The sequence below is a fragment of the Bacillus sp. AR2-1 genome (genome assembly GCF_008368755.1).
GTDB lineage: Bacteria > Bacillota > Bacilli > Bacillales > Bacillaceae_G > Bacillus_A > Bacillus_A wiedmannii.
In genome coordinates, this window is record NZ_QORY01000007.1 from 202,004 (window position 1) to 226,899 (window position 24,896).

The following is a 24,896-nucleotide window of genomic DNA, read 5'->3' on the forward strand; positions in this document are numbered from 1 at the left end:
CTCCAAAGTTTACTCCTGATTTCCTAACTCAATCGCACTCATTAATCGTTCAGAGAACTGTTGTGCTGCATTGACTCCCATACGTTTTAAACGGAAATTCATCGCTGCTACTTCAATAATAACAGCCAAGTTTCGACCAGGACGAACTGGAAGTGTAATCTTCGTAAGCTCTGTATCAATAATCTTCATCTTCTCTTCATCAAGACCTAAGCGATCGTAATTTTTCTTTTGATCCCAAATTTCAAGATTAATAACAAGTGTAATACGCTTATAATTTCGCACTGCCCCTGCACCGAATAACGTCATAACGTTAATGATACCTAGACCACGAATTTCTAATAAATGCTCAATTAAATCTGGTGAGCTTCCTACCAATGTGTCTTCATCTTCTTGGCGAATTTCTACACTATCATCCGCAACAAGACGGTGACCACGTTTTACAAGCTCAAGAGCTGTCTCACTTTTACCGACACCACTTTGACCTGTAATTAAAACACCAACACCGTAAATATCTACTAACACACCATGTACAGCTGTTGTTGGTGCTAACTTACCTTCTAAATAATTTGTTAAACGACTTGATAATCTTGTTGTCGTTTGAGCAGAACGTAATAAAGGCATGCCTGATTCACGTGATGCTTGCAATAACTCATCTGGTACATCTTGATTCCGAGTTATAATAATACATGGCGTCTCCTCAGTACAAAGCGCTTTCATTCTCTCTTGTTTTTGCTCTGACGTTAATGTGTCAAAGAACGTAAGCTCCGTCTTTCCAAGAAGCTGCACGCGATCAGCTGGATAATATGTGAAAAATCCTGCCATTTCAATTCCAGGTCGTGATAAATCACTTGTATCAATCGGACGATGAATTCCTTCTTCACCACTTATTAACTCCAATTGAAATTGTTCAATTAAATCTTTTGTCCTTACTTTCGGCATATGTATAAACCTCCACTCCGCTGCGGGTTCAGTCTCATTTGATGTAAAATTCCATTCTACCGGATATTGTACCATTTTTTTCTGGAAACAAGAAATACGGTTTCTAATAAATAGAAAAAAACATTTCATACACATCATGAAATGTTTTTCTTTTTGTCATTTTCTCTTTTTTTCATATAAAGGTTCCACAATTGCCTTTTCAATAATCATATTAAAAATTGAAATACAAATTGCCGCAACGATTGCTACACCAAACCCTGATATATTAAACGCATCTCCTAATAATGAATCTGCTATTTTTAACGTAATCGCATTAATAACAATTAAGAAGAACCCGAAAGTTACAAGAGTAATTGGTAGCGTAATTAAAATTAAAAACGGTTTTACGAACACATTTAAAACAGCTAAGATAATACTCGCAATAATTGCAGTCTGTATATTTGCTACGTAAAACGCGTCTGGCGCAATCCCTTTTAAAAGTCCCGATACAGCGATTAACACAACGCTATTTACAAGAAGTGATACAATCCATCTCATTTTCTTACACATCCTTTTGACATATATATTTCATCATACGCTAATAGATTATAAACGCAAGTATCATACAAACACTTATATCAACTTATTCTACTCTTCCTGCTTGTATACCTACTAACATTTCCTCGCAAAATAAGGGCCATACCATCTATGTTCATGAGTTTTTACAAAAGTCCAAGTGAACTCTTTATCTACAATATAGATATCGCCTTTATACATATCGTCCCTCTCACACAATATATCCTCCATATGTAATAAACTCGTATCTTTTATTAGCAGTACATCATCACAATGTTGATAGAATATATAGCAATCCTTTTTCACTTCATTATGAAACGCATTCTCCGCTTCTTCACCCTCTAAACACTTCTTTTTCTCATAACTAAATATGTGCCAAAGAAACCCACATGCATACTTATCACCATACAGAAAGATGTCTTCCTTTTCCTCATCACTTACATGATTTGCAAAGTTATCCTCCCAGCGCTTCCGAAAATAAACACCCCAACTTTGAAACTCTCTTACCTTCATGTTTTTCTTTCTTAAAACATCTGTAAACTCCATCTTTTCCCCCTATGAACGAAAAACCGAGTGTCATTTCCACTCGGTTTTTCGTAATACACTTATTGAGATAACTCTACTTCTTTTATTTTCTCTTTCATTCTTGCTTTATCGCGATTTAAAATCTCTTTTAAATACTTACCTGTATACGAGCGTTCTTCTTTTACTACTTGCTCTGGCGTTCCGGAAGCAACAATTTGCCCACCTTTATCTCCGCCCTCTGGTCCAAGGTCAACGATATAATCAGCTGTTTTAATTACATCTAAATTATGTTCAATAACAAGAACTGTCTCGCCACTTTCAACAAGGCGTTGCAGCACTTCTAGAAGACGCGCGATATCATGTGCATGCAAACCAGTCGTTGGCTCATCTAAAATATATAACGTACGCCCAGTAGAACGACGGTGTAATTCAGAAGCTAGCTTCACGCGCTGCGCTTCACCACCAGATAACGTCGTAGCTGGCTGTCCTAATTTCATATAACCAAGACCTACATCTACAAGCGTTTGAAGTTTACGCTTAATTTTTGGGATATTAGCGAAGAACTCTACTCCATCTTCAATTGTCATCCCTAACACTTCAGAAATGTTCTTATCTTTATACTTCACTTCTAACGTTTCGCGGTTATAACGTTTACCATGACAAACTTCACATGGAACGTATACGTCTGGTAAGAAGTGCATTTCGATTTTAATAATCCCATCACCACGGCACGCTTCACAACGTCCACCTTTTACATTAAAGCTGAAACGTCCTTTTTGATATCCACGCACTTTCGCTTCATTCGTTTGTGCAAACACATCACGAATATCATCGAATACACCTGTATACGTCGCTGGATTAGAACGTGGTGTACGCCCGATTGGCGATTGATCGATATCGATTACTTTATCTAAATGCTCAAGACCTTTAATTTCTTTATGAGTACCTGGCTTCGCTTTCGCTTTATATAACTTTTGTGCTAATGATTTATATAGTACTTCATTAATCATCGTACTTTTACCGGAACCAGATACACCCGTTATCGCTACAAACGTGCCAAGCGGGAATGACATCTTTGCATTCTTTAAGTTATTCTCTTTTGCACCGATAATTTCCACTTTACGTCCGTCACCTTTACGTCTTTCAAGTGGAACCGGAATAAACTCTTTACCGCTTAAATACTTCCCTGTTAGCGAATTATCATCCTGCATCACTTCAGCTGGCGTCCCCGCTGATACAACTTGACCACCGTGAATACCTGCACCAGGTCCGATATCAAGTAAATAATCAGCAGCCATCATCGTATCTTCATCATGTTCAACGACAATTAACGTATTCCCTAAATCACGCATCTCTTGCAACGTACGAATAAGACGATCGTTATCGCGCTGATGCAAGCCGATTGAAGGCTCATCAAGAATGTAAAGTACGCCAGTAAGACGAGAACCGATTTGTGTCGCTAAACGAATACGCTGCGCCTCACCACCTGATAAAGTTCCTGCGGCACGACTTAACGTTAAATAATCTAAACCGACGTTCACTAAGAATCCAACGCGCTCCTGGATTTCTCTTAAAATTAAATGAGCAATTTTTTGTTGTTTCTCCGTTAGCTCCACATTCGAGAAGAATTCCTGTACTTCTTGAACAGAATACTTCGTTACATCAGCAATCGTTTTATCACCAACGAAAACAGCTAAACTCTCTGGCTTTAAGCGTCCACCTTTACACTTCGGACAAGCTTGCTCTGCCATATATTTCTCCATTTGCTCACGAACATAATCAGAACTCGTTTCACGATAACGACGTTCGATATTTGGAATAACACCTTCAAATAAAATCTCATTTTCCTTTACTTGACCAAATTCATTTACATAGCGGAAATATACTTTTTCTTCTCCGCTTCCGTACAACACTTTATCAAATAAATCTTTCGGTATATCTTTCACAGGCATATCCATATCAACGCCGTAATGATTACATACAGATTGTAAAAGCTGCGGATAATATTGTGAGCTTGTCGGTTCCCAAGGCGCAATCGCATGTTCATTTAATGATAAATCCCAATTCGGAATGACAAGTTCTAAATCTACCTCTAACTTTGAACCAAGTCCATCACAAGAAGGACATGCCCCGAATGGACTGTTGAATGAGAACATGCGCGGCTCTAATTCTCCGATTGAAAAACCACAATGCGGACAAGCATGATGTTCACTAAATAGAAGTTCCTCTTCTCCCATTACATCAATTAACACTCGGCCCCCGCCAAGCTTTAATGCACTTTCAAGAGAATCCGCAAGACGGCTTGCAATCCCTTCTTTTACAACAATACGGTCAATTACAACTTCAATCGAATGCTTCTTATTTTTATCTAGCGCAATATCTTCAGATACATCAAGCATTTCACCATCAACACGTACACGAACATACCCTTGCTTCTTAATATCTTCAAGCACTTTCACATGTGCACCTTTACGCCCAGAAACGATAGGAGCTAACACTTGTAATTTCGTACGTTCAGGATATTCAAGTACACGGTCTACCATCTGCTCTACTGTTTGTGACGTAATTTCAATACCATGATTCGGACAAATTGGCGTACCAATTCGCGCAAATAATAAACGTAAATAATCATAAATCTCCGTGACCGTTCCGACTGTTGAACGTGGATTACGACTCGTTGTTTTTTGATCGATTGAAATCGCTGGTGACAATCCTTCAATCGTATCTACATCCGGCTTATCCATTTGTCCTAAAAACTGACGCGCATACGCAGATAACGATTCTACGTATCTGCGCTGCCCTTCTGCATAAATCGTATCAAACGCTAATGATGATTTCCCTGAACCAGACAATCCCGTCACAACAACAAGCTGATTTCTCGGAATGGTTACATCAATATTTTTTAAGTTATGTGCTCTAGCACCTTTTACGACAATAAAATCCTTGCTTATGCTCACTCTGTTCACCCTTCCGCTTTTAATTCTAATAGTAAATCTCTTAATTCAGCTGCACGCTCGAAATCTAACGCTTTTGCTGCTTCTTTCATCTCTGCTTCCATCTTCGCAATTGTCTTTTCACGCTCTTTTTTCGTCATCTTCTTAGCTGGTGCCGCTTCATACATTTCCGGCTCTTCAGCAGCTGTCGTTGCACGGATAACATCACGCACGCCTTTTTGAATCGTTTTCGGCGTAATACCATGCTCTTTATTGTAAGCTTCTTGTATAGTACGACGACGCTGCGTTTCTTCAATTGCAATTCCCATTGATCTTGTTATACGATCTGCATACATAATAACGCGGCCGTTTTCATTACGTGCTGCACGACCGATTGTTTGAATTAATGAACGCTCTGAACGCAAGAATCCTTCCTTATCAGCATCTAAAATAGCTACAAGTGATACTTCTGGAATATCTAATCCTTCTCGTAATAAGTTAATACCGACAAGTACGTCAAACTTACCAAGGCGAAGATCACGGATAATTTCAATACGTTCTAACGTTTTAATTTCAGAGTGAAGATAGTTCACTTTAATTCCTACATCTTTTAAGTAGTCTGTTAAATCCTCTGACATCTTCTTCGTTAAAGTCGTAATTAATACACGTTCATTTTTTGCAATGCGATCTTGAATTTCTCCTAATAAATCATCAATTTGCCCTTCAATTGGTCGTATATCAATTGGTGGATCTAAAAGCCCTGTTGGACGAATAATTTGTTCTATTACTTCCGGTGCCTGCTCTAACTCGTACGGTCCTGGCGTTGCTGAAACGTAAATAACTTGATTCGTTTTCCCTTCAAACTCATCAAACGTAAGCGGTCTATTATCTAAAGCTGATGGCAGACGGAATCCATGATCTACAAGCACTTGTTTACGTGCTTGGTCCCCGTTATACATCGCTCTTACTTGCGGTACTGATACGTGTGACTCATCCATAACGATTAAGAAGTCTTTCGGGAAATAGTCTAATAACGTATACGGCGTTGCACCCGCTGGACGAAGTGTTAAATGACGGGAATAGTTTTCAATCCCTGAACAAAAGCCCATCTCGCGCATCATTTCTAAATCATAACGTGTACGCTGTTCTATACGCTGCGCTTCTAACAACTTGCCATTATCATTTAATTCCTTTAAACGTTCTTCTAATTCTTTTTCTATATTTTCAATAGCGACCTTCATCTTTTCTTCACGTGTAACGAAGTGAGATGCTGGGAAGATTGCTACATGATCACGTTCTGCTAATACTTCACCTGTTAACGCATTTACTTCGCGAATACGATCGATTTCATCGCCAAAAAATTCAATTCGAATACAATGCTCATCAAGTGATGCTGGGAAGATTTCAACTACATCTCCGCGCACACGGAATGTACCACGCTTGAAATCAATGTCATTACGTCCATACTGCACATCAACAAGTTCACGAAGCAATTGATTGCGGTCCTTTTCCATACCAACTCTAAGTGAAACAACTAACTCGCGGTATTCTTCTGGAGAACCTAAACCATATATACACGAAACACTCGCAACAATAATCACATCATCCCGTTCAAATAGTGCAGATGTTGCTGAGTGACGCAATTTATCGATTTCATCATTAATCTGCGCATCTTTTTCAATAAACGTATCTGTTTGAGGCACATACGCTTCTGGCTGATAATAATCGTAATAACTAACAAAATATTCAACTGCATTATTCGGAAAAAAATCTTTCAGCTCACTATATAACTGTCCTGCTAACGTTTTATTATGAGCCATAACAAGTGTTGGCTTCTGCACTTCTTTAATGACATTTGAAATCGTAAATGTCTTACCCGTTCCTGTTGCACCAAGCAACACTTGCTTTTTCTTCCCACTATTAATTCCCTCTACAAGCTTTTCTATAGCTACCGGCTGATCACCTTGCGGGGAATAAGCTGAGATAATTTCAAATTGATGTTCCAAACAAAACCGACCTCCTCGTAAAAAATCTGTATTCCCATTTTACCACGAATGCTCATAAAAAAACCAAGAAAACGAACAGATATTCGGTAAAATTTTCGACAATATATACATAGAAAGAGGAAGGAGTAAAAACTTCCTTCCTCTACTAACTCTATTTTTTAGGTACATATAATAAATCATATCCATTGCGCCCATTTTTACTCGTACAATCTATTAACCTATAAGTGATTTCTAATTCTCCCTGCTCTTTAACAATACTTTTGCAACTATCTTTATGTAATCCTTTATGCTCACCAGCAAATTGGTCTTTTCTATTATCTAACACATAAAGTATATCGTTCTCACTATGCTCTACCGTTTGAAAAATCGGATCACCTTCATGGGTATACTGCACAATTCTTATTTTATCAACTTTCCCTTGGTCAACATTCAAAACGAACTTTTCAAATTTATCTAGGTTGGAAATTCCTGCTCTCTTTACAATGACATCATTCTTCTTATCAATGTCAATGTTAGGTTGTGAGCATGCTACTAAACTAAAGAGAAATAAGCATATAAAACCTGTTTTTCCTATCGTTATCCTCTCCTATACAAACTATTGGTATACTAGAAAAAGCTACTTTCCTCTATGAAAGTAGCTTCTCTTTTTCTTTTTCCTTCTTCGGGAAAAGAACATATGAAAATGAAATAACTGTATCCACAAAAAGTATAATCGCCCAAACTTGGCTAACACGACTTGCTTTTTCATTTAAAACAATCCCCGTTTCTAACCAATTATGCCATTGTTCAAACGGGACAAAACCGTACAGAAAGAAAAAGAAAATATGCACAACAACGAATAAAACAAGATGTAATAACCAATTTTTTATTTCCTGTTTCGCATAGGCCATACCTGTTAATTCTACGTGCTCTTCCATAATTGGCGCTGGTTCATTCCGCCATTTCGCAACTAGCTTTTGCGCAAACATATCAAGCTTCTTCAAATCCTTTTTCCCGTAGAAAACTGCATACAATAAAATAATTACCGTAATGATTTGAAAGTTAGAGAACTTTCCTGTTTGGTAATAATCCACTACTCCTAAGGTTAAAATGAACACTTCATTTACGAGTAGTACAATCCCCATAATAAAGCTTGCCTTCTTCAAACGGAATCCGTAACGGAGTAAAAAGAAACCGCTAGCTGATAACCAAAATACAATCTCTGCCCCAATTAAAAAATACCAACGATATTCTGCAAGTATACTCATTTATCCATCTCCTTTTCATCATATATACGAAAAGCTTCTTCCATATATAATAAAAGTTCTTCTTCAATTGGATACATGCTCATTTTCTGTGAATCTTCCTTCGATTTTCTAACTTCCCATAACTTATCTAAAAACGCTTCGTCACCATTGGCCATTTCTAAACATTTCTGCATTAATCTCTTCGTTGCGCCTTGTACCTCATCACTCGCTGCTTCTTTGCCGTCTTTCATAAAAGTACGTAATTGCTTTAATAAATCTACCCATTCTAAAACATTCGGATCTTCTTCACTCATATTTGGCAAGTTATGAAGCAATTTTTGTTCTTCCTTTGAAAATACTTCATTTTGAAATATTTCACGTATACGAGACGACTGTTTCGAAAGCTGAATCAGTTCAAACATAACTTTCCAATCAAGTTCCCCTTCCACATCTACCGAATAAACAACAGCTTGTAAAACACGCTCCATTCGATTAAATTTCTTTTGTTCTTCCTGTACAAACCGAAGTTGTTTTTCAAGAGAACCCTTTAAGTTAAGGTCACCTTTTACTAACATATTCGCAGCCTCTTTTAATGAAAAGCCCATTTCCTTTAAAAATAAAATTTGTTGTAGTCGAATGACATCAGTTTCACTATATAACCGATGTCCACCCTCCGTTTTCCCGCTCGGCTTTAATAAATCTATTTGATCATAATAACGTAATGTACGTACTGTTACCCCTGTCTCTTTCGTCAATTGTTGTATTGAAATCACTACCATCACCTCTTCCCCTTCATTATAAAAGATGACGTTACGTAACTTTCAAGACTTTTGTAAAAAAATACAAAAAGCTGTTTATACTCTTTGTATAAACAGCTTTTACGGAAATAATCCCTTTTGTATAGCGCGCCCACAAAATAAAATAAGTGCTCCAACAACAACACTCGTTGCTGTTTTATGATAATGAGCTGAAACTAATAAATAATATGATAAACCTACAGTGCCAATCATAATACAAATGCTTGGCACTGGATTACGAGAGAAGTTCTGCATTCCCCAAAACAAAGCAAAAATAGCCGTAGCGACACATAATACCGGTAATCCCATCCCAGTTCCCCTTTTTCTATCTATTCCTTGTTGCTAACACACTCGTCGATGCCATACTTATTAATAAGCCAAAAATAGCAATATATAACAATTCATTTACATGTACTGCTTGCCTATCTAAATACTTATTTAAACAAAGATACATAATGAACAAGAACACGAAGCTTGTAATACTAATCGTAAAATATGACTTCATCTTATTCACAACTCGCTCATCAATCGACGGTACTCCCTCTTCTTTCAAACGCTTCTGTTCTCTATATTCCGCAATACTATATAAAATGACTAGTGCTACATTCGATATGAAGATTGTTCCCCACGAAATACTTAAAATCATTAAACTCACATTTAAAATAAGACCCGCTAAAAATAAACTGCCTATGAACCGTATAATATCTTGTTTACTCATACATGATCAGCCTCTTTTTGATTTCTATATTTCCACTTCGGCCAATAGTTTACGAGAAAATACACCCACTGCCCTAGTACAAATAAAACAAACGGCATACCAGCATTTCCATCAACAATTAAATTATATAAACTCCATATCGCTAAACTAATCGTAAAAAATAACCCTACATATTTAAACGCTTTATCTGACTGAAATCTCTCAAACTCATCTTGCATTTTTCATTCCTCCTATCGCTATGCTCGTTTCCCTATCATGACTCCTATGATAAGACTACCTGCAAATAAGGAACTACATATCATAAATATTTCTTGCACTGGTATAACAGCTCTGCCTATTGCTTTACTCGCAACAATATAAACAATAAGCAATAGAAACGCGAATACAAATGAGACATTTACATATTTTTTTATATTTTCATTTACTCGCTCATCTATATCTGGAAGTTCTTCTTTTTTGTACTTACGCTTTTTGTAATACGAATACATCATCAAAAATACAATTGCTAAAACGTTACTCACTACGAGCGGTAAAATTGGTATAGCCGGATTCATACTATGAACTACAATGTCTCCCAAAAACAATCCAAAAGTCGCACGGATAAATAACTTTTTAGTATCGTTCATTTTTTCTCACCTTACTCTAGCGTAAATATTTCCTCCACCTTCACCCCAAAATATTTGGCGATTTTTAGGGATAACTCTAGACTCGGGTTATAATGATGGTTTTCAATCGCCACAATCGTCTGCCGCGTCACCTGCATCGCCTTTGCCATTTCAACTTGCGTTATATGATGTTGCTTTCTTAACTCTTTTATTTTATTTTTCACACCCATAGGCTCCACCTTCGAAAGTAAAGATATCTTTACTTTAATTATAAATATTTTCCAGTTATAAGTAAAGATATCTTTACAAATTTTAGAAAAACGTTTCACTGATCACCTTCTCTAACAAAGTACAAGCGTAATTAAATTTATATCAGCTATTTTTTTAATATATCGACACCCGTAGCACTATAAACATAAAAAAAGCTGTCCAAAAATATCTTTTGGAACAGCTTCTTCGTCCTACTACATAAATCCTAATGCATATACAAGAACGTATCCAAGAATAGAAAGGAAAACCGAGCCGATCAGCCCCGCCACGAATGCCTTACTTCCTAACTTACGGAACGTTTTAAACTCTACATTTAAACCAAGCCCCGCCATCGCCATTGCAATAAGCATGTAAGCAAGAACAACGATGTATCCGGCAACAACTTCTGGTATAACCCCGAGCGAATGCACTGCACTCATCGCTAAAAATCCGAAGATGAACCACGGAATTGGAAGGTCACGCCACGATTTTTTTTCCTCGCTACCTTCACTCTTACCAAACCATAATCCAATTAAAATCGCTACTGGCACAAGCATTGCAACGCGCGTTAATTTCACGATAACTGCGATGTCTACAGCCGTACTTCCTCCTGGCGCCGCAGCTGCGATGACATGGGCGATTTCATGCAGCGTCGCACCTGAGAATACACCGTAACCGTACGGTGAGAAGCCAAGCACTGGGTATAATAGCGTATAAATAAGTGTAAATATTGTACCTAAAATTGCAATAATTGCTGCCCCAACTGCCGTTTCTTCATCCTTCGCTTTCACTTGCGGTGCAATTGCCACGACCGCAGCCGCGCCGCAAATTGCTGTTCCGCACGCTGTTAAAATTCCGAGTTTCTTTTCTACCTTAAATACTTTCGTTAGCCCATATACAACGAAAATCGTAAATGTAATAACAACGGCAGCGATGACCAATACTTTCGGCCCTGCCTTCGCAATATCAACAAGATTTAAACGCATTCCAAGTAAGATAATCCCAAAGCGCAGCAACTTCTTACTCGCAAAGTTCGTTCCAGCTATCGCTTCTTGTGGAACTCCAATGACTGCGCGCCAAACCATCCCAATTAGAATAGCAATTACTAATTGTCCCATAATATTTAAAAATGGAAGCTCTGCTAAATATTTCGCGGCAATTGCGATTAATAACGTAATCCCAATACCTTGCGAAAATCCAAAGCCCTTCTTCTTTTGTATAACAAGTGTTTGTTCCACTTTGTACCACTCCAATAATCGTATTGGAACATGCATGTTCTTTCTACTTATATTATAAGAGAGTTTCTATAATAAGTTTAATATCAATATTGAATCTCTATCATCAGAAATACTTATGATAAGATGATAGAAAAAGAAAGGAGCCCATTACATGAACGTAGACATTTTAAAAATATTTGTTACTGTCGTTGAACAGAAGCATTTCTCCCGTGCAGCAGAATTATTAAACCTTTCACAACCTGGCGTAAGTATGCATATACGCAACTTAGAAAACGAATTTGGCACTACACTTATTCAGCGCTCTCCGAAGCACGTTCAAGTGACGGAAGCTGGAAACATATTATATATACACGCAAAACAAATGCTCTCTCTTTATGAAGATGCTAAGCAAGAAATTAACGAGCTACATAACGTTGTAACAGGAACTCTTCGCATCGGTGCTAGTTTCACAATTGGCGAATACTTACTTCCAAAAATACTGGCTAACTATGCGAATGAAAATCCACACGTTGAAGTTCATACCTTTATCTCAAATACAGAAGACGTTTTGCAAAGCCTTCGCTCTAATCAAATCGATATCGGCTTAGTCGAAGGGCAAGTCGTATACGCCGACGTGGACGTTGAAACGTTTATGCAAGATGAAATGAAGCTCGTCGTCCCGCCAAATCATCCACTGCTCCGCACAAATGAAATAAATGAAAGCACACTCCAAGATCAAGTATGGGTATTAAGAGAAAGTGGTTCTGGAACACGCGCTTATAGTGACCGCTTTATTCATCAACACCATTTAAAATTGAAGCGCTTCTTTACATTCAGTAGTATCCAAAGCGTGAAAGAAGCAGTTAGTGCCGGGCTTGGCATCGCTATACTTTCTGATTGGACTGTACGGAAAGAGTTACTGGCAAAAGAGCTATTCCACGTCGAAGTTCCAAATGAACAACTCATCCGTCCATTCTCCATCGTGCGCGGCAAATACTTCATCCCGTCTAAAGCTATTCAGGTGTTTTTAAATTATGTAGACTCTTTTGCGAAAAAACAGCATTGACCTTCACATTAGTGTGAAGGTTTACAATACATGTACAAGGGGTGAAACACATTGCGAATTGGAGAGTTATCAAAAGAAACCGGGGTTAGCGAAAGATCACTAAGACATTATGAAGAAAAGGGATTACTCCCTTCTAAGCGCCTCGCAAATGGCTACCGTGACTTTGATGAAAGTGCCATCGAAAAAGTGGAGCTTATTCAAATGTACTTACAAATTGGCTTAAATTTAGAAGAGACGGCAAGGATGCTGCGCTGCCTCGAAATAGAGCCGCACCTGTACGAAAATCCTTGCAGCAGTATCCTTACGCTTTATGAAGATAAACTTAATGAAGTAACGAAGCAAATCTCATTACTTTCTAGCATTCAAACGAATTTGCAAAAACACGTTTCACTCCTAAAGCAAACAAAAGAAAAGGGATGATTACATGTTTGTTATACATGGCAGTTCAAGACAAAACGGAAATACAGAAGCTTTATCACATATGGTGATTGATGGAATTGAAACAGAACAAATTTACTTGCGTGATCATATCGTCCACCCAATCATAGATCAGCGCCATGATGCAGAAGGATTCCAACCTGTAAATGATGACTACGAGCAGTTAATCGAGCGTATGTTAGAGCACGACACAATTATCTTTGCTACACCGCTATACTGGTATGGAATGAGCGGTCATATGAAAAACTTCGTCGATCGCTGGTCACAAAGCTTGCGTGATACATCTCTTCATTTCAAAGAAAAAATGAAAGGTAAAAAAATGTACGTTGTCATCGTTGGCGGAGACAATCCAAAGCTGAAAGCATTACCGCTTATTGCTCAGTTCCAATATATCTTTGATTTTGTTGGTTCATCATTTGAAGGGTATGTTATTGGGGATGCGAATGGATTGGATGAAATCAAAAATGATGCTGAGGCTCTAGCAAAAGTACAATTGTATAATAATAAGTTCAAAAATAGTAAATAGAAATAAGTTTGACAAACCATTTTGTATGCGCATACAATAAAAGTAACATTATGAAAGGAAGGTACTTTGACCAATGAAGTTCTAATTCTCTTATTTATTTCATCCATCACAAATAGTGAACAAAAAATGATGAAAACTAGCAGGGGATTAGTCTGTCCATTTGTCGATACTTTCTTTCGAAACGATCATGTAAAAAAATCGTTTATTTATGTACGATTTTTTACATGCAAGGGCGACGTTTATCCTCTCTAGTGAAACTAGGGAGGTTTTTTGATGACTATTTTATTCGCACGCAATATTGAAAAGAGCTTTGGTGATCGCACACTATTTACGTTACCGTCACTGGAAATTCAAGCACAGGATCGCATAGGAATTGTCGGAGTCAACGGAGCTGGTAAATCTACGTTATTACAAATATTAAGTAAAGAAATAGAAGCTGACAAAGGCATAGTAACTCATCATAGTTCTATCAGCATCATTCCTCAACTTAGCGAGGAACTACCGGAAACCACTTCTGCTCTCGCAAAAGGAAAATGGAGTATTTCAAACGTTACAGATGCAATGAGCGGTGGTGAACGAATGCGGCTAAAGATTGCTCATGCTCTCGAACAAGATGCAGGAATTTTATTTGCTGATGAACCAACAAGCCACTTAGATATGGTTGGTACAGAGCAATTAGAAAAGGCACTTTTATCTTATAAAGGGTCACTTGTTTTAATATCGCATGATCGTGAATTTCTAGATAATATATGTACAAAAATTATTGAAATTGAAGACGGGACGATTCAAGAGTATAAAGGAAATTATTCCAACTATCGAAAGCAAAAAGAACGTGAACGAACACAAAAACAAGCAGAATATGATCAATATATACAAGAAAAAAATCGTTTAGAGCAATCAATTTCACAAAAAAAGCAACGTGCTTCTAATATGACAAAAATCCCAACTCGCTTCAGTTCATCTGAATCTAAACTTTATAAGTTAAGCGGGGCTCATGGCCAAGAACAGGTTAGCAAAGCAGCGAAAGCACTAGAAACACGTCTCGAAAAACTAGAAAAGAAAGAAAAGCCAAAGGATCTTTCTCAGACTCAGTTTGACGTGCAATACCATACACCCATTCATAGTAAAGTGGCAGTACAGTTCAATAAAGCAACAAAGAAAATAGGCGACCGCACACTATTTAAAAATATGAATGGAACTATTGTCCCTGGTGCAAAACTTGCTATTTTAGGTGCAAACGGAAGCGGCAAAACAACTTTGTTCAACGTGCTTCTCGCAAACGAGCGTGGCATTCAGCTTTCGAAAAGTTGTAAAATTGGATACTTTGAACAAACACTATCAATTTTAAAAACAGATAAAACCATTTTAGAGAACGTTCTAGAAGAAACCAACTATACAGAAGCATTCGTTCGAACAATACTTGCACGGCTTTTATTCCGCCGTGAAGATGTTCATAAACCTGTACATGTCTTAAGTGGCGGCGAACGAATGAAGGTCGCACTCGCAAAAGTATTTTTAGGAAACTATAATATGCTTCTGCTCGATGAACCGACAAACTATTTAGACTTAGCGACGCAAGAAGAATTAGAAATCATGTTACAAGAATATCCTGGCACAATACTTTTCATCAGCCATGACCGTGCCTTTATTCGCTCTGTTGCAGACCATATTCTACAAGTAGATGAGAGTGAACCAAGAATATTCCACGGTAATTACGAGCAATACACAAAAAGAACCACCGGGGATTCTGTAAACGTAACTGAACAAGAATTATTACGATTACAAACAAAATTAACAGAAATTATCGGCCGAATTTCCATGCCAAATCATCACGATGATATCCCATCTCTCGAACAAGAATACGAAACATTATTAGTTCAAATCCAGAAATGTAAAGAAGCGCTCTAATGTCTTCCCTATATATCGACAGGGCCTTCCGCATTTCCCAAGAAATATTGGAACTTCGACATAGAATAGCATTAATAAAAGTGAAAAAGCCGTGCATCAGCACGGCTTTTTCACTTTAAATACGGACAGCAGTTCCGCTCACTGCAACCATTAGCATTCCTTCGCGAACTACTTCGTAATCCACGTCGATACCAACAATTGCATTCGCATTTTTTTGTCTTGCGAAAGTTTTCATCTCTTCCATTGCAATGTCGCGCGCTTCTTTTAATTTACTTTCATAAGCGCCCGCACGACCGCCGACAACGTCACGGACAGAGGCGAAAAGGTCACGAACGATATTCGCGCCCATAATCGCTTCTCCATTGACGATATCGATATACTCAATAATTTCTTTTCCTTGAATTGTAGACGTTGTTGTTACAATCATGCTTCATAGCCTCCCATATAAGATTTTCACTTACTTATGGTGCACTAATTCAGCAGAAATTATATTTACGAACTGAACTGTGCTTCGTATAACCTGCTGTATCCTCCGCCTTGTTCAATTAATTCATCATGTGAACCTTGTTCTGCAATACCATCTTTATTTACAACGACGATACGATCTGCATTTTTAATCGTTGCAAGTCTGTGAGCAATAACTAATGTTGTACGGCCCACAGATAGTTCAGCAAGTGATTTTTGAATCGCCAGTTCCGTCTCTGTATCTAATGCGGAAGTCGCTTCATCTAATATTAAAATTGGCGGGTTTTTCAAGAACATACGAGCAATCGCTAGACGCTGCTTCTGTCCACCAGAAAGTTTCACCCCACGCTCACCGATAACGGTATCTAAACCGTCTGGTTGTGAGTAAATTAAGTCTTCTAACTGCGCACGTTTTACTGCCTGCCAAATTTCAGCTTCTGACGCCTTTAAGTTTCCGTAAGCGATATTTTCACGAATTGTTCCTGAGAATAAGAACACATCTTGCTGCACAATTCCAATTTGTTTACGAAGTGAAGATAACGTCATATCTTTCGTATCAATACCATCAATTTGAATCGATCCAGACGATTGTTCATAAAAACGTGGTAATAGACTACATAACGTCGTTTTTCCAGCTCCTGATGGTCCTACGAAAGCAACTGTTTCACCTGCATGTATTTTCAAACTAATATCATTTAAAATCGGTTCTTTATTTTCATATCCGAATGTAATGTTGCTATATTGAATATCACCATGTACATGTTTAACTTCCATCGCGTCTTTAGCATCTACAATATCTGGCTCTGTTTCAAGAAGCTCTACATACCTCTTAAAACCAGCGATCCCTTTCGGATAGCTTTCGATTACCGCATTAATTTTTTCAATTGGGCGGAAGAAAATATTCGTTAATAGAACGAATCCGATAAATCCACCGTACGTTAATTCACCTTGCAGAACAAACCATGTACCGCATATTAAGACGAAGAGCGTTACGAGACGCATGAGCATATAACTAATCGATGAATTTAACGCCATAATTTTATACGCCATTAATTTCGTTGTACGGAAACGAGCATTGTTTACAGCAAATTGCTCTTTCTCAAACTTTTCATTTCCGAATGCTTGTACAACACGGATACCGCCAACGTTGTTCTCAATACATGCATTGAAATCAGCAACGTCTGAGAATAAACGTCTAAACGTACCTGTCATTTTTTTATTGAAGTAAAGTGCCAACCACAATAGGAATGGAATAACGAAGAACGTTAATAACGCTAACTTCCAGTTGATCATCATCATAAATGAGAATGCCCCAACTAAAGTCATAACAGCGATAAATAAATCTTCTGGCCCATGGTGAGCAATTTCCCCAATTTCCATTAAGTCGTTTGTAAGACGTGAAATTAAATGACCTGTTTTATTATTGTCAAAAAATCTGAATGATAGCTTTTGAATGTGATCAAATAATTTCTGTCTCATATCCGTTTCAATGTTAACACCAAGCATATGTCCCCAATATGTAACGACATATTGTAAGCCTGTATTTAATATATACACTGCAAGTAAACCGAAACAAGCCCATAAAATAAGCGTCCAGTTTTGTCCTGGCAATAACTTATCAATAAATTGATTTACGATAAGCGGGAAGCCAAGTTCTAGTAACCCTGCGACAACTGCGCAAGAAAAGTCGAGTATAAATAAACCTTTATACGGTTTATAGTAAGAAAAAAATTTACGTAGCATATCTTACCTCCATTTTCCAAAATTAAAAAGACTCCCTAAATGATAACCATTATCAAATAATTATTCAAGTTATCCGTCTATGAAACTAAAAAGAATGTTTGCGATAGTTGTCGTTTTTTCCATAAATTCGATATATTTGAATAATCACCGATATAAATTTCATTTACTACTAATCCCGCCCCCACAACCAAAAAGGGTATCACCACAAGGTGATACCCTTTCTTCTATTACATCGCTTCCGAATCCCACTCATGCTCCTGCTGAACAAACACAATTCCTAATTCGTGATGTCCTCCGGCGTATAATGCCGTTTGAGCAAGGCGAAGCTCTCCATTTGTATCTAATACTTCTAATTTACAAAATGCTCCTGTCGTCTTCGTTTGAAGCGCATCATAAAATTCCTCAGCGCTTCTTGGAATGACTCCATTTACTTTCGTAATCACTTCTCCAGGCAGTAAATTCAGCTCTGCCCCAATTGTATTCGGGATTGTATCTAATACAACAAGTCCATCATTACGTGCAGCGAAATACGCCGGTCTCGTCTCATCGGCAATTTTTTCTTGCATGGAAATTGTGAAACGCCCAAGCATTGCGACTCCCATTGCGATAATGGCAAGTACGTGCCACCAATAACTTGCGATTCCTAAAACAAGTACAATTCCTGCTAATCCGTAGACACGTCTTCCTGTAAATAATAAAGCTTCTGTTGGCTCATAACTTCTAATCTTTCTCATAAATCCAATTAAAAATGGAACGAGGAATAAAGAATAGGTATGTGAACCGATTGAAACGACAGGCCACCATGAAATAAACTGCGTTACTGCATCACCTGGTACAAGAATAAAAATAGGAACGATCCATAAACGCTTTGATTCGTGTAAACCAATCTTTAGCCCACGCTTACCCTTCCTAATCTTCGGCGTAGAATATCCTACTGCATTTTTAGAAATCAACAAGCCCTCTACAACGAGCATGACACCTAGTAAAATAGCAAGAGATACAATCGTACTCTCTTCCCCTTCTCCAAGCTGTAAGAAGGAAACTGGTAGCTTAGAAGATACTAGAACGCATACAATTGCGATACTAAATGTATAAGCTGCTGATAAATATCGATACATAGCAGTTAATCCAAATAATAACGTCCAAAGTAAGATGACCCATAAGCTCGCTTTGGAAACGACAAGGCCAAGTCCAATTGTAAGAATAGATACTATTAATCCGTATCCAACTCCCGCAAATAGAGATGTTCGCAGTTCAAACCAAATATCATAAACTTTAAAGGAAAAATCCTTTCGTTCTCGTAACATACGTAAGTATCCAACGAAGATACTACTTATTAAAAATACATAGACAGCAGGGTGTAAGAAAAAACGTCCAACTGCCCGCATTATTTCAAAAATCCATGCCTCCACGAACTCATTCACCACCATTTATATCATTCTTTCTTTTTATATTATCATAACTGGACAAACGTTTGTTTAACACAAAAAAATACAGGCAGCAAACTGCCTGTATTTCTTTTTATTTCGCTTTAATGGGCAGTAAGACCCCCACCTCAAAATTCAGCGAAAGCAAAGAATTTAGGTGGGGGATCCACTGCCCATAAAAGTCCGATTGGTTCAACTAATAATTAGTGGGGATGAAGAAAACCCCCACTGATTAAAGTTTCACTTTATTTCACTATTAATTTTAATGCGGACTGTAATTGTAGATCATTTTCTCCAGAACGGATTTTTTCAATAATTTTAGTTTGAATCGCCTCAGCTGTCTTTTTATCAAGCTGTCCCGTCGCTTCCATCTCATTCGCATTTTGGAATGCTTTCAGCGCTGATTCTGTCTCTTTACTAAAGTATCCATCTTCACGCCCTGGTACATATCCTAAACTCTTAAGCATTTCTTGCGCGTGTTTTACTTGCACATCATTTGAATTGTATGAAAGTGTCTTTTCAATTTGAATTGGTGTCGCATGATAATAATCTGGTTGCTTCACTTCTACTGTTGGCGCGATTCCTTTTTTATGAATCCAGTTTCCATCCGGTGTTAACCATTTAAACATCGTTAATTTAATGTTGCTGCCATCTTTAAATGGAACGGCTTGCTGAACAGTACCTTTACCAAACGTTTTTTCACCAATTAAATCGTATCCTTCTCCCTCTTTTAGCGCACCCGCTAAAATCTCTGAAGCAGAAGCACTTCCGTTATCAATTAATACTGAAATTGGATATGGCTTTTTCTCTTTCAGTTCCGTAGAGAATTTCTTTTTCTCACCATTTCGTTGCTCTACTTGTAGCATCGGCTTTTTATCCGTCATAATTTCCCCTAGTATCTCTTCTACACTATTTAAGTAGCCACCAGGATTACCACGCACGTCAATAACTAAGCCTTTTATGTTTTTCTTCTCTAACTCTTTTAACTGATCCTTAAATTCTTTCGCTGTATTTTCAGCAAAAGAAGTGATTTGCATATAACCGATATCTTTTCCGCTCTCTTGTTTCACAGAACTAAACACCGTGAAGATTGGAATTTTTTCACGCTTAATTTTAAATACAATCGGATCAGCTACTCCTGCACGCTTAATTTCAATCGCGACAGTCGTTCCTTTTTTACCACGAATCTTTAATACTGCTTCTTCACGTGATAAATCTTTCACACTATTTCCATCTACAGATAAAATTTGGTCATTCGGTTTAATTCCAATCTTTTCTGCCGGTGAGCCTTTAATTGGAGATACGATAATAAGCTTACCGTCTGTTTTGTTCACCTCAGCCCCGATCCCCTCTAGCTCAGGATCAAGTGATTCACTAAACTGTTTAGCCGTTTCTTTATCCATATACGTGGAATAAGGGTCCTTCAGCGTAGACAACATGCCTTGTATTGCACCTTCGACTAACTTGTCATCCTTCACGTCTTCCACATAACGTGAATCAATTAGTGCATACGCCTCATTAATTTTTGCCAAATTCCCTTGTGAGGTGCTAGCGTTTCCACTCGAAATTGTTTGCGTTACTTCTGCTGGGTTAACCCCAAATAAAGACATACCTGCAAACATTCCGCCAGCACCAATTAAAAATGCAACAACCATTCCAATAATTGCAACTCTACGTTTCAATGCGGAATTCCCCTTTCCAAAACACACAGGTGGTGTAGCAAAAGGCATCACACAGTGTGTGATGCCTTTACCTATTTCTACTATATGATAAGCTTGTACGAATTATGTTTGCAACTTTTTATACTTTTAAGAAGCGACGAATTGACATTACACTTCCCCACATACCGATTAAAGCCCCGATTAACACTAGTAAACCAGCTAATTGGAATACGAAAGGACTGTATGGTAGAAGTTCGAAAATTGTTCCGCCAAGTTTTTCGTTAAACACACTTTGTAGTGAATTATACGTAGCTAGAATTAAGCCAATTGGAATAATTGATCCTAATACTCCTAGGAATAATCCCTCTAATAAGAACGGCCAACGAATAAACCAGTTTGTTGCACCTACCAGTTTCATAATTTCGATTTCTGTACTACGAGCATAAATTGTAATTTTAATTGTATTAGAGATTAAGAACATCGCTGTGAATAAAAGACCTGCAATTAACGCAATCCCGATATTACGTCCTGTTTTTACAGTATCAAATAATTTTTCAACTTGACCTTTACCGTATTGAACATTACTTACAAACTGCATTTTCTCAATCTTTTTCGCGATTGTCGCTGTATCTGTTGGTTCTTTTGCTTTTACAATGAATACGTTTTTAAGTGGGTTATCTTGTTCAAATAACTCAAACGTTTTTCCGCTATCACCTAAGCTTTTAATTAAGCGTTTTAGCTCTTCTTCTTTAGAAGAATATTTAATAGATTCTACTTTTGCAATCTTACTCATATCATCTTCTAATTTCTTTTGATCAGCTTCTTTTGCTGCTGGATCAATGTGTACACGAATTTCTACATCTTGCTCTACTTTCGTCGCAAAATGGTTCATATTCATTATCGCTGTTAAAAAGACACCTACAAGTAATAATGTAACTGTTACTGCACTAACAGAAGCAAATGTCATCCATCCGTTACGTGATAGATTCTTTACACCTTCTCGCAAATGTCGACTAAGGGTCTTAGCCTTCATATCCGTATCCTCCCTCAATCTCATCTCGAACAATTTTTCCGCCTTCAATCGCGATTACACGATGACGAATTGTATTTACGATATCTGAGTTATGTGTCGCCATAACAATCGTTGTACCACGCTCGTTAATACGCGTAAAAATCTTCATAATATCAAGAGCTGTTTCAATATCTAAGTTACCTGTTGGCTCATCGGCAATTACAACCTTTGGTCTATTAACAATTGCTCTCGCAATCGCAACACGTTGCTGCTCTCCGCCCGAAAGTTCACTTGGTAGTGCGTCTGCACGATCCTCAAGACCTACAAGACCTAAAACTTCTGTTACACGCTCACGAATGGCTTCTTTTTCTTCTTCAATTACTTCTAAAGCAAACGCAACATTCTCATATACCGTTAACTTAGGTAGTAATTTAAAATCTTGGAAAATTACACCTAATTGACGACGGAAATATGGAACATCTCTTTCTGCTAATGTTTCAATAACAAGTCCATTTACATTAATTGATCCTGTAGATGGCTTCTCTTCACGATACATCATTTTAATAAATGTAGATTTCCCGGCTCCACTCGGTCCAACTACGTATACAAACTCACCTTGTTTAATGTTAACTGTGAGACCAGCAATGGCTTTCATACCATTCGGGTACTCCTTATAAACATTCGTCATTTTTATCATTATTTATCACCCAATACTTAATGATTTTTTTCGAAATACTTTTCTGTACATCTGAAAATAAAAGATAACCTTTTATTCTCGCTTAACCACTCTTGTTGAAGGTAGCTTCCATTCATGCTTTTTATTAGCAGCGCTACTCTATGTAATATATTTCAGCAAAATTCTACAAACCTCATTGTAACATCAAACGGTTTCCAGTTCGGATACATTTTTGTTACAGTTATGTTACATCAAAAAAAAAGGAAACGAGTCGTCATAGTTCTTACCCAAAATCATTTTGGGATAAGATTATATAACCAACCCGTTCAGTTCACCCTTTTTATTTATGTTCAGCTAACCACTCAGCTACTTTTTTCGCATCCTCACCTTGAATAATTCCTGGTGACATGGAACCGCGACCTTTTTCAATAATCTTTTCAATCTCTGCTGCATCATATTTCTGTCCCACTTTTCGTAAATCCGGTCCAGTTGCTCCCGATAAATCTTTCGCATGACAACCTATACAACTTTTTTGGTAAATTTGCTCTGCGCTATCTGTGCTTGCAGATTGTTTCGAAGGCTTACTCTCTTCTTTATTTCCACATGCTCCTAAAGTAAAAACGACTGATGTTCCTAACGCAATAGCCAACAATTTCTTTTTCACTTCTATCGCTCCCCATTGTTGATATTCTTTTCATTCCTAACACACTCATTTTCATTATAAGCATTATCTTTATATAGAAAAACTAAGGTATATTTCATATTTTTCAAAAATACAGTAAGAACCCTGATAATATAAAGCTTTCATAAGTTGTTTCAATTCTGTGAACAACGTAAAAACTTCTATAAAGAATTCTTGTTGAACAGAAAATCAGAAAAGTTCTGTTAAAGTCTTACTCTATTGCCGCTCTGTTTTACTATTCTCTACTTTTTACAATACAATATACAACATTGTATGCTACATATAATCTCATCAAAAAGAGAAGTTGTCGTTTCCAACTTCTCTTCCTCTTTACTTCATCTATAGAAATAAAATCAAATTCTTTATATCCTCGATTATCCTCAGCATACGCCGACAACTTTGTTGGCTTTTTTTCGCTTATTAGATGCGAGAACGTAAGTAAGCATCAATAAATGGATCAATTTCTCCATCCATAACTGCTTGTACGTTACCAACCTCTGTATTTGTACGGTGGTCTTTCACAAGAGAATACGGGTGGAATACGTAAGAACGAATTTGGCTACCCCATCCGATTTCTTTTTGTTCACCGCGAATTTCATCTAACTCCGCTTGTTGCTCTTCTAATTTCTTTTGGTATAATTTCGCTTTTAACATTTTCATCGCGTGCTCACGGTTTTTAATTTGTGAACGCTCTGACTGACATGTTACAACTGTGTTTGTTGGTGTATGTGTAATACGAACTGCTGAGTCTGTCGTATTAATATGCTGTCCACCTGCACCACTTGCACGGTACGTATCAACTTTTAAGTCTTCTGAACGTATTTCGATTTCAACTTCATCATTGAACTCAGGTACGACTTCACAAGATACGAACGATGTATGACGACGGCCTGAAGAATCGAATGGCGAGATACGTACAAGACGATGTACACCTTTCTCTGCCTTTAAATAACCGTAAGCGTTATGACCTTTAATTAATAAAGTAACACTCTTAATACCAGCTTCATCACCTGGTAAGTAGTCAACCGTTTCTACTTTAAACCCACGTTTTTCAGCCCAACGTGTGTACATACGTAATAACATAGAACCCCAGTCTTGTGACTCTGTTCCACCAGCACCTGGGTGTAATTCTAAAATAGCGTTATTTTTATCATAAGGATCGCTTAGTAGTAGCTGAAGCTCATACTCATTCATTTCTTGAATTAAGCCTTTCACTTCTGATTCAAGCTCCTCATGTAAATCTTCATCATACTCTTCTTTTAAAAGCTCATGCGTGATTTCTAAATTTTCGAAGGTCTCATCTAACTGACGGAACTTTCCAACCATCTCTTTCAGTGCATTAGCTTCGTTAATTACAGCTTGTGCGCCTTGTTGGTCATCCCAAAATCCTGCACCCATCATTGTCTCTTCTAACTCTGCAATTTGTTTCTCCTTAGTAGGAAGGTCAAAGAGACCCCCTAAAAGCCGCTAATCTCTTAGCCATTTTCTCTAATTCTTGTCTAATTTCTACTAATTCCATTTC

The 24,896-nt window shown here is 37.6% G+C and carries 26 protein-coding genes; 4 read left to right on the top strand and 22 right to left on the bottom strand.

Annotated elements, in window-relative coordinates:
• Positions 1-9: 9 nt before the first annotated feature.
• The 14 genes from hprK to DT250_RS07950 form a co-directional block, all read right to left on the bottom strand.
• Complete coding sequence (gene hprK, locus DT250_RS07885; RefSeq protein ID WP_001127247.1) at positions 10-939, bottom strand: HPr(Ser) kinase/phosphatase; 930 nt, start codon at positions 937-939, stop codon at positions 10-12.
• 156 nt (positions 940-1,095) lie between these two features.
• Positions 1,096-1,476 (bottom strand): phage holin family protein, encoded by a 381-nt coding sequence (locus tag DT250_RS07890; protein ID WP_001267307.1) that lies wholly within the window; start codon positions 1,474-1,476, stop codon positions 1,096-1,098.
• 114 nt (positions 1,477-1,590) lie between these two features.
• Complete coding sequence (locus tag DT250_RS07895; RefSeq protein ID WP_088608597.1) at positions 1,591-2,040, bottom strand: DUF4275 family protein; 450 nt, start codon at positions 2,038-2,040, stop codon at positions 1,591-1,593.
• A gap of 59 nt (positions 2,041-2,099) precedes the next feature.
• Positions 2,100-4,970 (bottom strand): excinuclease ABC subunit UvrA, encoded by a 2,871-nt coding sequence (gene uvrA, locus DT250_RS07900; protein WP_137035905.1) that lies wholly within the window; start codon positions 4,968-4,970, stop codon positions 2,100-2,102.
• An 11-nt stretch (positions 4,971-4,981) separates the two neighbouring features.
• The gene (gene uvrB, locus DT250_RS07905) at positions 4,982-6,958 is read right to left on the bottom strand and encodes an excinuclease ABC subunit B (protein ID WP_048542497.1); all 1,977 of its coding nucleotides are present in this window, start codon (positions 6,956-6,958) and stop codon (positions 4,982-4,984) included.
• 151 nt (positions 6,959-7,109) lie between these two features.
• A complete protein-coding gene (locus DT250_RS07910; RefSeq protein WP_137035897.1) occupies positions 7,110-7,538 on the bottom strand; it encodes a DUF4362 domain-containing protein in 429 nt (142 codons plus the stop codon).
• Between the two features lie 46 nt (positions 7,539-7,584).
• A complete protein-coding gene (locus tag DT250_RS07915; RefSeq protein WP_149212880.1) occupies positions 7,585-8,205 on the bottom strand; it encodes a hypothetical protein in 621 nt (206 codons plus the stop codon).
• Positions 8,202-8,963, bottom strand: a complete 762-nt coding sequence (locus tag DT250_RS07920) for a MerR family transcriptional regulator (RefSeq protein ID WP_147786794.1) — start codon at positions 8,961-8,963, stop codon at positions 8,202-8,204. The genes DT250_RS07915 and DT250_RS07920 overlap by 4 nt, the downstream gene beginning before the upstream one ends.
• A 99-nt stretch (positions 8,964-9,062) precedes the next feature.
• Positions 9,063-9,290 (bottom strand): hypothetical protein, encoded by a 228-nt coding sequence (locus DT250_RS07925; protein ID WP_098273223.1) that lies wholly within the window; start codon positions 9,288-9,290, stop codon positions 9,063-9,065.
• Positions 9,291-9,306: 16 nt separating this feature from the next.
• Positions 9,307-9,699 carry an ATPase gene (locus DT250_RS07930; RefSeq protein WP_149212881.1) on the bottom strand — a complete coding sequence of 131 codons (393 nt, stop codon included), beginning with the start codon at positions 9,697-9,699 and terminating at the stop codon, positions 9,307-9,309.
• The gene (locus DT250_RS07935) at positions 9,696-9,917 is read right to left on the bottom strand and encodes a hypothetical protein (RefSeq protein WP_016118885.1); all 222 of its coding nucleotides are present in this window, start codon (positions 9,915-9,917) and stop codon (positions 9,696-9,698) included. Before DT250_RS07935 ends, DT250_RS07930 begins: the two co-directional genes overlap by 4 nt.
• Positions 9,918-9,935: 18 nt before the next feature.
• The gene (locus DT250_RS07940) at positions 9,936-10,325 is read right to left on the bottom strand and encodes a hypothetical protein (protein WP_149212882.1); all 390 of its coding nucleotides are present in this window, start codon (positions 10,323-10,325) and stop codon (positions 9,936-9,938) included.
• Between the two features lie 11 nt (positions 10,326-10,336).
• On the bottom strand, positions 10,337-10,534 hold the full coding sequence (locus tag DT250_RS07945) for a helix-turn-helix transcriptional regulator (protein ID WP_000538359.1): 198 nt from the start codon (positions 10,532-10,534) through the stop codon (positions 10,337-10,339).
• A gap of 234 nt (positions 10,535-10,768) precedes the next feature.
• Entirely contained in the window at positions 10,769-11,791 is a 1,023-nt protein-coding gene (locus tag DT250_RS07950) for a YeiH family protein (RefSeq protein ID WP_142398693.1), read from the bottom strand.
• A 151-nt stretch (positions 11,792-11,942) separates the two neighbouring features.
• On the opposite strand from DT250_RS07950, the gene DT250_RS07955 reads away from it, so the two are divergent.
• The 4 genes from DT250_RS07955 to abc-f all read left to right on the top strand — a co-directional run bounded on the left by DT250_RS07955 (position 11,943) and on the right by abc-f (position 15,708).
• Positions 11,943-12,836, top strand: a complete 894-nt coding sequence (locus DT250_RS07955; protein WP_087983943.1) for a LysR family transcriptional regulator — start codon at positions 11,943-11,945, stop codon at positions 12,834-12,836.
• 51 nt (positions 12,837-12,887) lie between these two features.
• Positions 12,888-13,256, top strand: a complete 369-nt coding sequence (locus DT250_RS07960) for a MerR family transcriptional regulator (protein WP_046955576.1) — start codon at positions 12,888-12,890, stop codon at positions 13,254-13,256.
• Between the two features lie 4 nt (positions 13,257-13,260).
• Positions 13,261-13,800 (top strand): flavodoxin family protein, encoded by a 540-nt coding sequence (locus DT250_RS07965; protein WP_147786790.1) that lies wholly within the window; start codon positions 13,261-13,263, stop codon positions 13,798-13,800.
• A 273-nt stretch (positions 13,801-14,073) separates the two neighbouring features.
• Positions 14,074-15,708: a ribosomal protection-like ABC-F family protein gene (abc-f, locus tag DT250_RS07970; protein ID WP_147786789.1), complete on the top strand. Its 1,635-nt coding sequence runs from the start codon at positions 14,074-14,076 to the stop codon at positions 15,706-15,708.
• A gap of 115 nt (positions 15,709-15,823) precedes the next feature.
• Here the strand turns inward: abc-f and DT250_RS07975 are convergent, their stop codons facing one another.
• The 8 genes from DT250_RS07975 to prfB all read right to left on the bottom strand — a co-directional run bounded on the left by DT250_RS07975 (position 15,824) and on the right by prfB (position 24,893).
• Positions 15,824-16,135 carry a heavy metal-binding domain-containing protein gene (locus DT250_RS07975; protein ID WP_000637523.1) on the bottom strand — a complete coding sequence of 104 codons (312 nt, stop codon included), beginning with the start codon at positions 16,133-16,135 and terminating at the stop codon, positions 15,824-15,826.
• Between the two features lie 65 nt (positions 16,136-16,200).
• Positions 16,201-17,916, bottom strand: a complete 1,716-nt coding sequence (locus DT250_RS07980; protein WP_149212883.1) for an ABC transporter ATP-binding protein — start codon at positions 17,914-17,916, stop codon at positions 16,201-16,203.
• A gap of 227 nt (positions 17,917-18,143) precedes the next feature.
• The gene (locus tag DT250_RS07985; protein ID WP_137035902.1) at positions 18,144-19,328 is read right to left on the bottom strand and encodes a PDZ domain-containing protein; all 1,185 of its coding nucleotides are present in this window, start codon (positions 19,326-19,328) and stop codon (positions 18,144-18,146) included.
• A gap of 260 nt (positions 19,329-19,588) precedes the next feature.
• Positions 19,589-21,025 carry a S41 family peptidase gene (locus DT250_RS07990; RefSeq protein WP_000830301.1) on the bottom strand — a complete coding sequence of 479 codons (1,437 nt, stop codon included), beginning with the start codon at positions 21,023-21,025 and terminating at the stop codon, positions 19,589-19,591.
• A 118-nt stretch (positions 21,026-21,143) separates the two neighbouring features.
• Positions 21,144-22,037 carry a permease-like cell division protein FtsX gene (ftsX, locus tag DT250_RS07995; protein ID WP_087983949.1) on the bottom strand — a complete coding sequence of 298 codons (894 nt, stop codon included), beginning with the start codon at positions 22,035-22,037 and terminating at the stop codon, positions 21,144-21,146.
• On the bottom strand, positions 22,027-22,713 hold the full coding sequence (gene ftsE, locus DT250_RS08000) for a cell division ATP-binding protein FtsE (protein ID WP_000594325.1): 687 nt from the start codon (positions 22,711-22,713) through the stop codon (positions 22,027-22,029). Before ftsE ends, ftsX begins: the two co-directional genes overlap by 11 nt.
• Positions 22,714-23,032: 319 nt before the next feature.
• Positions 23,033-23,356: a cytochrome c551 gene (gene cccB, locus DT250_RS08010; RefSeq protein ID WP_149212884.1), complete on the bottom strand. Its 324-nt coding sequence runs from the start codon at positions 23,354-23,356 to the stop codon at positions 23,033-23,035.
• A 438-nt stretch (positions 23,357-23,794) separates the two neighbouring features.
• Positions 23,795-24,893, bottom strand: a protein-coding gene (gene prfB / locus DT250_RS08015) for a peptide chain release factor 2 (protein ID WP_096001656.1) whose coding sequence is annotated in 2 segments (ribosomal slippage) — positions 23,795-24,820 and positions 24,822-24,893 — 1,098 coding nt in all. Because the reading frame shifts where the segments join, the coding sequence is not laid out codon by codon here.
• Positions 24,894-24,896: the final 3 nt, after the last annotated feature.